The organism is Helicobacter sp. T3_23-1059 (assembly GCF_053654515.1).
In genome coordinates this window covers 1-11,970 of record NZ_JBSIUV010000053.1, presented here as the reverse complement: position 1 = coordinate 11,970, position 11,970 = coordinate 1, and the positions used below count along the sequence as shown (strand labels likewise).

Genomic DNA, 11,970 nt, shown 5'->3' with positions numbered 1-11,970 from the left:
ATTTAAAATCCACAAACTTCGTATCTGTCGTAAAATCATCAAAAATAATGACAGGCGTTTGCGTGAAAATCCCCTCTGATTCGTCTGTGTAGCCTAAAATGAAACTTTTTCCAGCGGTTAAAACGGGTATTTTATAGCTATCATTATATTTTGTGGATTTTACTATGTATTTGGTTGGTTGCTCATAATCTAGGCATTCCCCAAGCGTTTTAACTTGCCACAATTTTGGGAGAGAATCCACCCACCCCCCTAGCCCCCTCCGCAAGGGAGGGGGATTTTTTACTATTTGTTTGCATTAGTTTAGCTTCCGTGATTGTAGAGAGAATAATCATAGTCTATACAAACCAAGTAAAAAGTATCTATTTGTCTAAATCCACAAGCGCGGAATTTTTGAGAGCCAAAGCGAAAAGTATCAAAAGTAGTTTTACCAAGTTCTTTAAAATAACTTTTGACGGCTTGAATCTTTATATTGTCTATGGAAAAATTTTCGTGCCCATATTCTCTATCTTTTGGGATACTATGGATTTCTAGCCAAGTCCTTTCACATAAAAAGCAAAACAATTTTATCAAAGCAGTATTATATTTTTTAGCGTTTTGGCTTTTGTAATGCGAATGCTTTTTGTCTAAACATAAGCCGTAATGTTTATGGTCTAAAATCTTTTCAAACGATATAAGGCATTTTCTATCATCTGCATTTTCAAGTCTTTGACTTTCATACTCTTGCTCATATCTTGGAGCATAAATATTCTTTTTATTTTTCATTTAACATAGTGCTTGAAATACTTTTTCATATCGCTTTGTGGAATCTCGATATTTTTTTTGCCCTCTTTGTAATTATCTCTCCACGGGTCCTCTTGGTGCGTTTTATCGCGCAATCTCCACGCTGAATATTGCCCCATAAGCTGAAAGACATCTTCGATGAGTTCTTTTTCTTTTTTGCCTAGCTTTTTTATCTCATCATCAGGCATTTTGTATTTATTTGTTGGGATAAAATTTGCATTTGGCTTTGGCAATGGTTTTAAGCCTGTATAAACTTCTTTAACCACAGGTCCGTGTTGCCACGCTAAAATTTTTTCATCGAACAAAGGCTTATTATAAAGTGCTAAATAATAACCTTGCGCATAGTAAAGCAATTTTTGGATTTTAAGCTTTGATAGGTCGCTTTTTTCTTCGCTGTCTTTGCATTCGTTGTCATTTAAGGTAATAAAATACCTTGCTACTTGCATTGCCTCCATATTAACTCCTTTGATTTTGTCCTTTTGTGGTGTAATTTTAACAAACTTTTTATTAAGATTTGCGCAACATATCGTCAAATCTATAAAAGCATTATTGCAAAATTGATTGTGTCAAGCAAAATTTAGCCCACATAAATTTTTAACCTTACCCCGCTTTTAACCTTAACTCGCCTTTAACCCTGCGATAAGTGCCAAATTTAGCTCATCTAGCAATGGGGCGAAGTTTTCGCCAAAAAGGGCTTTTGCGACAAAGATTCCGTTTGTGTCGCCACACGCGTCATTTAGCCCTTGCAAATCATCGCTTGATAGATAAGCATTTGCGATAATGTAGTCTTTTATGTGGGTGAGAAATTCTAGTTGCTCCGCGCTAAACTCTATGCCCTTTTTGATTTGCCGTCCTTTGAAAAGATCAAAGCGCGAATTTGCCACACCGCCAAAATCTCGCAACTCACTATCAAATCCTAGCTCAAATCGCACAAGCTGAATGAGATTTGTAAGTTTTGATTCGGCATTTTTTAGGGGCTTTACGCGTTCTTTTTGCGTGAGTGCGTAGGCATTCCATAGATTTGCAATCCCTAGCCCCGCAAATTTTAGCTTCTCGTGGAGTTCGTTTATGAGTTTTCGTGTCAAATGCCTTTTGGCATAGCTTTGCGTGTTGTTAAATGATTATGAAAATTCTGCTTTGCATTTGATTTGTGTAGAACATTAGGGTTTGGCAAATCTGCTATTTTTCATATTTTTGCAAATACTCAATGACTTTTTGTAGAAATTTTGGATTATCTTTAAATCTACCAAGTCCCGTGTTGCAACTATCACAAATCCACTCTCTGCCCTCGCCTGTATCGTGATTATGGTCGCGCACAAGATTTGCCGTAACGCCTACTATGCTACGCTTTTCGCAAATTGGACAGGTAAAAATACTGCCCTTTGGTGGCGCGATTTTATCCATTCGCCTTTTTTCGCTAGGGGATAGTTTCATTCCATCAATACTTTTTCTGCACTCTCTACAACTTGGTCGCGTAGTTTTAAGCCCTTTGGCGTCTGTTTGGTTGATTTCAAAGTCATTAGTTTCTTTTAGGATATGACAAATGTTGCATATCTTTTTGTCATAACCTTTACCTGTTTTGTAAATATCAAGAGGCTCTAAATCTGCAAAATCAACTCTTTTAATTTCATTTGCGCCGATAAATAACACCATTGCAGATTCGCCATTGATAGCCATTACCACACCGACAGCATTTATCGCAATATCGCCTAATTGTTTATTTGCAATGACAAAATCATCATTTTTTAGCATACAAACAATCCTTGATTGTATTGGCTTAATCTCTTTTTAGCTATTTCTATATATTCTTTACTTATATCTACACCTATGAAGTTTCGATTGTGCAAAAAAGCCATTTTGCAAGTCGTGCCTGAGCCACACATAGGGTCAAAAACTATATCCCCCTCATTGCTCCACGATAAAATATGGTCTGTGGCTAGTTGCTCAGGGAATACCGCAGGGTGAGAAAAGGCGATTTTATCATTAGTGCTACCGCCCAATCCCACTGCGTAATACCAAATATTGCTTTTTGTTTTTTCTTTTTTAAGTTCTTTTAGGACTTTGTTATTTTTGGCATCCGCACCTTTGTTTGCTACAAGCATTTCCATTCCGCTTCTTGCGGTTGGCTCTTTTAGCGGATTAAAGGTTTTTGGCTTACCTTTGGATAAAATAAACATATATTCATAGCCATTTGTGTAGGCATTTGAGCGCATAAAAGGTGTATTTTTCTTTGCATAAATCATCACATCGTGCATATTAAAACCAATTTGCTGAAAATAAAGGGCTTGTCTAAAACTTGTTAGGCTTTTGTTGCCATTTTTGATTTTATCGCCGACAATCCACACCACAACACCACCTTTTTTAATCACTCTAAAAAGTTCATCTGCTATTTTTTCAAACTCAAAAATATAGCCTTGATAATTTCGCAAATCATCATAAGGCGGTGAAGTTAGCACCATATCAATACTTTCATCTTGCAAGTGCGTTTGCATAAAATCCACACAATCAAGCGCATAAAAATTATTTAACAAATTGTGTGTATTTGGCTTGATTCTAGCAGTCATATATTCAACCCTTTTGTAAAAAAATGATTTTGCATTTTAACATAATTAAGTGTTAAATTTAATTGCTAGTGAATCTTAATGCGCGAATCTGTGCATTTTTGTCGTTGCTTTGCAGGTGTAATGTAGATTTCGCTAAATTTGCGATTGTCATTTGGGAGGCGGAAATTATCAAATTCTTTTTTTGCCTGTTCGCCGAGATTATTTCTATCCACAAGAAAGAGAATGCGCCCTGCGTTTGCGTGGGTAAAAAGCCTAGCAACAAAATTGCACGCGGTAAAGGTTTTGCCCGCACCCGTTGCCATTTGGATAAGTGCGCGGGGTTTGTTTAGGGACAGCGAGTTTTCAAGCGCGGTGATAGCCTCTGCTTGGCAGGGGCGCAAATGCGTAGAATCTAGCGGGATTTGGGGGAGTGTGGTGAGATTTTGTCGCAGAGTGCTTTTGGATTGTAGCTTATCAAGCAGGGATTTTGGCGTGTGAAAGGCAAAAACGCGCCTAGCCCTTTTGCCTTGCGCGTGCGATTCGCGTAAATCAGTGAAAAATATCTCGCCTCCGTTGCTCTCATAGATAAAAGGCAGGGGATTTGCCCACGCTTTTAGATTTGGTGGTAAATGCGTGGCGTAGTGTTTGCTTTGGGCGTGTGCGCCACTTAATGTCTTGCTCTCTTTTTTCGCTTCGATGACACCACACGCCCTGCCCTCGATAAAAAGCAAATAATCCGCCTCGCTCCCATCACTCATCATAAATTCACGCACAGCAACGCCTGAAATGTCCTGCCCTTGTGCTTTAGCAAGGCGGTTAAACTCTGCTTTATCTTGCAGGACAAACCCGCAAGACTCTAGCAACTCATCGATATTTATGCGCGTTTTTGCTTCGTCTTTCATCATCGCTCCTAACCCCAATCATTTAGGAATACACTCACATTTTCAACGCGCTATTATAGCATTTGATTTAAGATAAATGCACGCACAAGAATGCTGACACACAAAAGCACCAAGAGGGCGCAAATACAGGGCTAAAGTGTCTAAACCTCGCTCATTAGCTCGCTTAAATCTACGCTTGCGAGGTAGGATTCTAGCATTTTTTGCGCATCGGCAAAGCGAGAATCTAAAATGCTATGAATATGCTTGCCAAGCGGGCAGAGCGTGTTTGGATTAGCGTGAAAGCGAAAAAGTTGATTTTGGGTTAAGTCTTGTGCTGTATTTTTTTGTTTTTGTGTAGATTTTGCTTGTTTGGTATTTGATTTTGCGCCGTTTTTTAATGCGTTTTTATCCGCGCTAGCCTCGCTTAACTCGCTTGTTTTAGTTGATTGCACGGCGTTAAAAATATCTAGCAAACTAATGTCTTTAGCAGATTTTGCGAGTCTCGCCCCACTGCCTCCGCGCCGTGTTTCTACTAGCCCAGCATTTTTGAGATTTGCGATAATATTGCGGATTATCACGCTATGTGCGCCCACAGATTCCGCGAGAACTTCGCCCGTCATTGGCTTGCAATGCTTTTTTTGCTTCGGGCTTTTTCCCGCGTTAAATCCAGAATCTTCATTAAAAAATTCCAAACACATACAGATATGAATAGCAATGCTAAAGCGCGATGGGATTTGCATTTTGCCCCTTTTTGAAATTTAGCGCGTATTATACTCTATTTTGCGAACTATTTTCGCGCTAAAAGCCTCCATAAAATCGCGGTTAGAATTATGCAAAAAATCCCTAAAATCCCTAGCGTGCAAGAAAACGCGTTTATTAGATTTTGGCTTTGCGCAATAGAATTTAGCGCAAAATCGTGCGCAAACATTTGAGAAAACAACGCCATTAGCGCACCATAGAGTGCCACACCCACCGCCTCGCTTCCAAGCCGAAAGCAATTTAGCACACCAGCAGCAAAGCCACTTTTACCCTCCTCCACGCTACTTAAGGCGAGATTATCAATCGCGCCCGCGTGCAAGCCCATACCCACACCTACAATAAACAACACTAATGCAATAAGTCCAAAGCCCAAACTCTCGCCAAAATCGCTAGCATACCGCACAACTACAATAAGCGCAAGCGTCCCCAAACTCATCATTAGCGACATTGCAAGGCTTAAGATTTTTGGTGTGTCGCTAGATTTTGCTTGCGCTAAAATCTTGCCCGCGATAATGGGACAAAAAAGCATAGGCGCGGTAAGAAAAAGCATAAAGATTCCAGAATGTGCAGGCAAAAATCCAAAGACGCGTTGCAAAAACTGCGGAAAATAAGTCAAAAGCACCACAAAACTAAATCCAGCCACTACGCACACGAGCGTGAATCCCACAAATTTAGCATTGCTTAGCACACTAAAATCTAGCAGAGGGATTGCGCCCTGTGTGTGCAAATATCGCTCATATAGCCCAAATGCAATGCCAGCGACAATGCTAAGGCTAAGAATGCCAAGCGTAAAAGGCGAGCTAATCTCGCTAATGCGCGTGATAAAGAGCATAAAGCTAAAGAGAAAGGCGATGAAAAGAATCGCACCGAGTGTGTCAAATCGCTTCTTAAATGCTTTGTTTTGCGCGGGATTTTGGGCTTTAAATTCTGACTCGGTAGGATTTTGCGGAGTTTTGTGTGCTTCTTGTGCGATGCTTTGAGTGTCTTTTGGCAACACAGGGCTTAAAGCTAGCACGACAAAAAGCACAAGGAAATGAAAGGCAAAAATACTTCGCCACGAATTCTCAATAGAGATGTCAAACCCAGCGATTGAGACATTTGCAAACGCGTCAATCAAAAGCCCGCAAATCGTGGGGCTAAGGGTAATGCCAAGCCCAGCCGTAGTGCCAAAAAGTGCGAAAGCCTTAGCGCGTTTGTCCTCGCTAAAGGTTTTGATGAGAATTGACGCACCGCAGGAAAACACACTCGCCCCACCAAGCCCAGCGATGCCTCGTGCAATATCAAGGATTAGTAGATTTGGTGCAAGTGTGGAGAGGGCAGAGCCTATGAGGTAGAGCAACACACCTAAAATAAGGCATTTTCTCGCACCAAATCTATCTGCTAACGCACCCCAAATGAGCGTAAAAGTGGCAAAACAAAGGTTAAAGCTATTGACTACCCATTGCAAAAGCGCGCTAAAGGTGGCGTTTTGTGTGCTTATGCTTAAATAATCCGCCATTTGTGGCGTTTGCAAAGTGTCGCTAAAACTTTGCGCGATAAACTCTAACGCGATAGCCGTGCCAGAAATCGAGCTAGGCACTACAAACACGGCAAGCAAAATAGTAAGCAAAATGAGATTTTGCGTGGTGGTGCTTTGATTTTGGTGATTTGTGATGGGTTTCATTTGGTATCCTTTGGTTTAAGTGTTTTAGCTTAAAGTTTATTTATATTTGTAATATATTATATTATAAAAGTCAATAGGTTGAAAAATGCAAAAATGAAGTAGAGATGTTTTTGCATATAATGGTGGGTTAAATTTGACAGAATTATTCATAATTGCAGTTTTGGACGCGATAAAAAAGTGTTTGCAAAAAAAATAAGCCAAAAAAGTGCAAATTTTTTGCAATGTTTTAATGAGTGAAATTACTACTTAAAAACAAAAAAGCGTTTGATTAAAATTGAAAAAATATATGGCTTAAGAAAATTTAATTAGTTAAGCCTATCTAGGATTTTCCCAAACAAAAGTCCGTTTTTATATTCTGTGATTTGGGCTTTGTAGTAGCCTACATTTAGTCGTTCTATTTGGCTATCATTGATTAGGATTTCGCCATCTATCTCTAGCCCCCAGCGAATATCCCTGCTAGAGTAAAAATGCGGGCTTACTTCCGCTCTGCCCTCTAGTATCACAGAGATTTTTTTGCCCTTTAGTGCGCTATATCTAGCTTTGTCTTTAGATTTTAGGATTTTATTTAGTGCGTTTAGTCGCTTATTTACGACATTTGTAGGGACTTTTTTGCTCATCGTGTGCGCATAAGTCCCCTCCTCACTAGAAAAAGCAAAAAGATTTAGCCTATCAAAAATCCCCTCTTCTATAAAATCTTTTAGCTCGCAAAACTCCCTCTCCTCCTCGCAAGGATGCCCTACGATAATCGTGCTACGCAAAAACGCATTTGGAATAGAGCGCATAAGATTTAGCATTTGTTTTAGCTTGGTTGTGCTTATCCCTCGCTTCATAAGTCGCAACATTTTGTCGCTTATGTGTTGGATTGGCATATCAAAATAGTTTTGCACCACAGCAGATTTTGCTATGGTTTCGATTAGTTTGTGGCTTGTGGTGGTTGGGTAGAGATAGTGGATTCTAGCAGATTTTGCCACGCCACTAGAATCTAGTGCTTTGATAAGGGAGATGAGTCCATCTCGCACCCCAAAATCTAGCAAATACGAGCTAGAATCCTGCGCAATAAAGCTAAAATCTTTGTAGCCCTGCTTTGCTAGATTTTCTACCTCGCCTAGCACGCTTGCGATAGAGCGGGACTGAAGTTTGCCCTTAAAGCTAGGAATCGCACAAAATGAGCAGTTTTGATTGCAACCCTCGCTTAGCTTTATATAGGCGTGAATGGCGGAATTGCTGATTACTCGCTTGGAGTTTTCATCGCTTAAAAACACTTTGTCATTGCTTGAAAAAATGGTGCTTGATAGATTTTGGCTTGAGGCTGTTTGCGTTGTTAATTTTTGACTATTTTTGCGCGATAGATTTTGATTTGTTTGTGCTATTTGTGTGGTTTTGCTTGCAAGGTTTTTGCGCGTAAAATCCACAAATGGAATGCTGCTATCTTTGGCAAAAATAAAGCCCTTTTTTTCTAGCAAACTATCGATTTTATCATAATCGCGCACACCTATGATAATATCAATCTCAGGCATATCACTCTCTAGCTCTTTTGCATATCGCTCGCTTAGACACCCGCTTACAACGAGGATAGCCCCCTTTTTTCGCTCGCTAGAGACGCGCAAAATCTCGCTCACACTCTCTTGCTTTGCGCTATGGATAAACCCACAAGTATTGACAATAATCACATCTGCTTCTTTTGCGTCATTAGTCAGCTCTAGTGTGCTTAATCGCCCTAGCATTACTTCGCTATCGACTAGATTTTTGGTGCAACCTAGCGAAATAAGGAGAAGTTTTTTTGCGTGTTTGGTTTGCGGTGTAGTGGCAAAATGGGGAAAAATGGGAATCTCCTAAGAAGTTTTGTGTGAAGTTTTGTGATGTGAAGTATAACAAAAAAACAAATGCGATAGTCAAATGCAATGCAGATAAAATGTGGCATAAGGGAAAAAAGTAGATTCCGCTAAAATCACGGAATCTACGAAAACTAAATCAAGCGTTTGATTTTGTGTTTGACTTTGCAAAATCTTGCCCTAGTGTCGCAAATAAGCATTTGTTTTAGAGGTATTTGCTCGTGTTTGCAAAACGCGCATTTGTCTTGCTTAGATTTGTGCTTTTGCGTGCTAAACGCGCTACACTTAGCGTATAGTCGCATTTAGCGCATTAAGCACTTCTCGCTACTTTTTATGCAGCTCGTTTATATAAAATCTAACCGAGCTTACGCCCTCTTTTTGCGCCCATTCATACGCCTTAGAGACAAAGCCCCAATTTATATGCGCGAAGTATTTTTCCAAATACGCAGGGCGCGCGTTTTTATGGTCTATGTAGTAAGCGTGCTCCCACACATCTACCACAAGTAGCGGGATTTTATCCTCGCTTATGGGCGTGGCGGCGTTGCTTGTTTGCACGATTTCTAGCTTTTTGCTTTGCGCATTAAGCACGAGCCAGCACCACCCAGAGCCAAATAGCGTAGTGGCTGCAGTCAAAAATTTCTCTTTAAATCCATCAAGGCTACCAAATTCAGAATTTAAAGCCCCTTTTAGCTCCTCGCTAATCGCGCCCACATCGCCCTTTGGCGTGATACAATCCCAATAAAAATCGTGATTATACACCTGCGCAGCGTTGTTAAACACCCCGCCACTAGACTTTTTGATAATGTCATAAAGCTCGGTGTTTTCAAATTCACCGCCCTTAGTCAAATTGTTAAGATTATTGACATAAGTTTGATGATGCTTGCCATAGTGAAAGTCAAATGTGATAGGGCTTAGGAAGTCCCCAAATGCGTCTTTTTGGTAAGGTAATGCTCGTAATTCAAACATAGTTTCTCCTTTATTTGTTGTGATTTGTTGTGATAAATCATTCTTATCACGGAGCGCATTATAAGAAAATTTATTTAATAGGAGGGACAATATACACGCAATTTTTCACACTTTAACACGCTCTGCCCGCTTGGCAAGCATATTCACAGCATTTTAGATTCTCGCTTTACCGATGCGCAAAAAGTGCTAGAATCCTACCTCGCTAACGTATCTCTAAGCGAGCTAATGAGCGAGGTTTAGACACTTTAGCCCTGTATTTGCGCTCTATGGTGCTTTTGTGTGTTAGCATTCTTGTGCGTGCATTTATCTTAAATCAAATGCTATAATAGCGCGTTGAAAATGTGAGTGTATTCCTAAATGATTGGGGTTAGGAGCGATGATGAAAGACGAAGCAAAGACGCGCATAAATATCGATGAGTTGCTAGAGTCTTGCGGATTTGTCCTGCAAGATAAAGCAGAGTTTAACCGCCTTGCCAAAGCGCAAGGACAGGACATTTCCGCTGTTGCCGTGAGAGAATTTATGATGAGTGATGGGAGCGAGGCAGATTATTTGCTTTTTATCGAGGGCAAGGCGTGTGGTGTCATCGAGGCAAAAAAAGAGAGCAAGACATTAAGTGGCATACACGCCCAAAGCAAACACTACGCCACGCATTTACCACCAAATCTAAAAGCGTGGGCAAATCCTCTGCCTTTTTTGTATGAAAGCAATGGAGGCGAGATATTTTTCACCGATTTGCGCGAATCACACGCGCAAGGCAAAAGAGCAAGGCGCGTTTTTGCCTTTCACACGCCAAAATCTTTGCTTGACAAACTAGAGTCCAAAAGCACTTTGCGACAAAATCTAAGCACACTTCCCCAAATCCCGCTAGATTCTACGCATTTGCGCCCCTGCCAAGCAGAGGCTATCACCGCGCTTGAAAACTCCCTGTCCCTAAACAAACCCCGCGCACTTATCCAAATGGCAACGGGTGCGGGCAAAACCTTTACCGCGTGTAATTTTGTTGCTAGGCTTTTTACCCACGCAAACGCGGGGCGCATTCTCTTTCTTGTGGATAGAAACAATCTCGGCGAACAAGCCAAAAAAGAATTTGATAATTTCCGCCTCCCAAATGACAATCGCAAATTTAGCGAAATCTACATTACAAATCACTTGCAAACAAACCACATTGACAAGGATTCAAAGCTAGTCATTACCACGATTCAGCGACTTTATTCTTTGCTAAAAGGCGAGGCAGAATTTGACAGCGCAAATGAAGAGCATTCAGCGTTTGATGCACACACCGCAAAGCACACACCACCAAAAGAGCTTCGCTACAATCCCGCTTTTGCAATCGATTTTTTTGACTTTATTATCGTAGATGAGTGCCATAGAAGCATTTATGGCGAGTGGCGACAAGTGCTAGAATACTTTGATGCCTTTATCATCGGGCTTTCTGCTACGCCTAGCAAACACACGCTAGGATTTTTCGCGCAAAATCTAGTGAGCGAATATCCGCTTGAAAAAAGCATAATCGATGGCGTAAATGTGGGCTTTGAAATTTTCCGCATCGCCACAAAAATCAGCGAGAATGGCGGAGTGATAGAAGCAAGTGATGGCCATTTTGCCGTGCCAAAGCGCGACAAACGCACAAGAAAGCTCATTTATGAAAGCATAGATGAGGATTTGGAGTATAAAAAAGCGGATTTAGATAGAAGCGTAGTCGCGCTAAATCAAATCCGCACCATTTTAGAATGCTACAAAAATAGCCTTTTTACCCAGCTTTTCCCAGAACGCGCAAATGATAAAGCGTGGATTCCAAAGACGCTGATTTTTGCCAAAGATGACGCACACGCCGAAGAGATTGTCCGCATCGCCCGTGAAGTCTTTAACGCTGATAATGACTTTTGCCAAAAAATCACTTACAACATAGGCAAACAAAGCCCAAAAGAGCTTATTGCCGAGTTTCGCACAAGTCCAAAGTTTCGCATAGCCGTAACGGTCGATATGATAGCCACAGGCACGGACATAAAGCCCCTAGAAGTGCTTATCTTTATGCGCGATGTGAAATCAAAGCTCTACTATGAGCAAATGCTAGGGCGTGGCGTGCGAGTAGTAAATAAAGATAGCTTAAAAGAAGTTACACCAAATGCAAATGGCAAAAATCATTTCTTTGTCATTGACGCGGTAGGCGTAACAGAAAGTCTAAAAAGCATTTCTTCACCCCTAGAGCGCAAAAAGGGCGTGAGCTTTAAAAAACTGCTAGAATCTGTAGCAATGGGCGCAAATGATGAGGACACTATATCTAGCCTTGCAAATCGTCTAGCAAAACTTGCGCTAAACGCCACGCCACAAGACAATGAACTAGCAAGAAATTTAAGCGCGATAAATGACAAAAAAGGCAAAGATTTGCGCGAACTAGCGCGGGATTTGAGCGAGTGCATTGATAGCGATTTTTGCGAGGGCAAAAGCGAAGCGCAAATAGAATCTATCCGCGACTCCGCGCTTATGCCGTTTAACAACCCGCTTTTGCGCCAACATTTGCTTGAAATGGCGAGTAAAAACTTTA

10 protein-coding genes and 2 pseudogenes are annotated in these 11,970 nt (G+C 40.9%); 1 reads left to right on the top strand and 11 read right to left on the bottom strand.

What is annotated here, in order from left to right:
• From ACWIX0_RS11275 to ACWIX0_RS11225, 11 genes and pseudogenes are all read right to left on the bottom strand, one after another.
• Positions 1-241, bottom strand: a pseudogene (locus tag ACWIX0_RS11275) (restriction endonuclease subunit S); the annotation flags it as partial.
• 59 nt (positions 242-300) lie between these two features.
• Positions 301-762 carry a hypothetical protein gene (locus ACWIX0_RS11270; RefSeq protein WP_454174092.1) on the bottom strand — a complete coding sequence of 154 codons (462 nt, stop codon included), beginning with the start codon at positions 760-762 and terminating at the stop codon, positions 301-303.
• Entirely contained in the window at positions 759-1,235 is a 477-nt protein-coding gene (locus tag ACWIX0_RS11265) for a Panacea domain-containing protein (RefSeq protein ID WP_454174091.1), read from the bottom strand. Before ACWIX0_RS11265 ends, ACWIX0_RS11270 begins: the two co-directional genes overlap by 4 nt.
• Before the next feature lie 162 nt (positions 1,236-1,397).
• A pseudogene (locus tag ACWIX0_RS11260) lies at positions 1,398-1,868 on the bottom strand (type I restriction-modification enzyme R subunit C-terminal domain-containing protein); the annotation flags it as partial.
• A 91-nt stretch (positions 1,869-1,959) separates the two neighbouring features.
• Entirely contained in the window at positions 1,960-2,532 is a 573-nt protein-coding gene (locus ACWIX0_RS11255) for an Hpy99I family type II restriction endonuclease (RefSeq protein WP_454174090.1), read from the bottom strand.
• Positions 2,526-3,344 carry a DNA-methyltransferase gene (locus ACWIX0_RS11250; RefSeq protein ID WP_454174089.1) on the bottom strand — a complete coding sequence of 273 codons (819 nt, stop codon included), beginning with the start codon at positions 3,342-3,344 and terminating at the stop codon, positions 2,526-2,528. Before ACWIX0_RS11250 ends, ACWIX0_RS11255 begins: the two co-directional genes overlap by 7 nt.
• A gap of 65 nt (positions 3,345-3,409) precedes the next feature.
• Positions 3,410-4,225, bottom strand: a complete 816-nt coding sequence (locus tag ACWIX0_RS11245) for a DEAD/DEAH box helicase family protein (RefSeq protein WP_454174088.1) — start codon at positions 4,223-4,225, stop codon at positions 3,410-3,412.
• Between the two features lie 140 nt (positions 4,226-4,365).
• Positions 4,366-4,944 (bottom strand): Rrf2 family transcriptional regulator, encoded by a 579-nt coding sequence (locus ACWIX0_RS11240; protein ID WP_454174087.1) that lies wholly within the window; start codon positions 4,942-4,944, stop codon positions 4,366-4,368.
• Positions 4,945-4,991: 47 nt separating this feature from the next.
• Entirely contained in the window at positions 4,992-6,626 is a 1,635-nt protein-coding gene (locus tag ACWIX0_RS11235; RefSeq protein WP_454174086.1) for an MFS transporter, read from the bottom strand.
• A gap of 305 nt (positions 6,627-6,931) precedes the next feature.
• A complete protein-coding gene (gene rimO / locus ACWIX0_RS11230) occupies positions 6,932-8,449 on the bottom strand; it encodes a 30S ribosomal protein S12 methylthiotransferase RimO (RefSeq protein WP_454174093.1) in 1,518 nt (505 codons plus the stop codon).
• A 333-nt stretch (positions 8,450-8,782) separates the two neighbouring features.
• Positions 8,783-9,424, bottom strand: coding sequence for a superoxide dismutase (locus tag ACWIX0_RS11225; RefSeq protein WP_454174085.1), 642 nt, complete (start codon positions 9,422-9,424; stop codon positions 8,783-8,785).
• Between the two features lie 379 nt (positions 9,425-9,803).
• On the opposite strand from ACWIX0_RS11225, the gene ACWIX0_RS11220 reads away from it, so the two are divergent.
• Positions 9,804-11,970: type I restriction endonuclease subunit R (locus ACWIX0_RS11220; RefSeq protein ID WP_454174084.1), on the top strand; the 2,167-nt coding region annotated here is incomplete at its 3' end.

Coding starts and splice junctions, on each gene's coding strand:
- ACWIX0_RS11225 (WP_454174085.1), bottom strand. CDS start 9,424: ATGTTTGAATTACGAGCATTACCTTACCAAAAAGACGCATTTGGGGAC.
- ACWIX0_RS11240 (WP_454174087.1), bottom strand. CDS start 4,944: ATGCAAATCCCATCGCGCTTTAGCATTGCTATTCATATCTGTATGTGT.
- ACWIX0_RS11270 (WP_454174092.1), bottom strand. CDS start 762: ATGAAAAATAAAAAGAATATTTATGCTCCAAGATATGAGCAAGAGTAT.
- ACWIX0_RS11250 (WP_454174089.1), bottom strand. CDS start 3,344: ATGACTGCTAGAATCAAGCCAAATACACACAATTTGTTAAATAATTTT.
- ACWIX0_RS11265 (WP_454174091.1), bottom strand. CDS start 1,235: ATGGAGGCAATGCAAGTAGCAAGGTATTTTATTACCTTAAATGACAAC.
- ACWIX0_RS11235 (WP_454174086.1), bottom strand. CDS start 6,626: ATGAAACCCATCACAAATCACCAAAATCAAAGCACCACCACGCAAAAT.
- ACWIX0_RS11245 (WP_454174088.1), bottom strand. CDS start 4,225: ATGAAAGACGAAGCAAAAACGCGCATAAATATCGATGAGTTGCTAGAG.
- ACWIX0_RS11255 (WP_454174090.1), bottom strand. CDS start 2,532: ATGCTAAAAAATGATGATTTTGTCATTGCAAATAAACAATTAGGCGAT.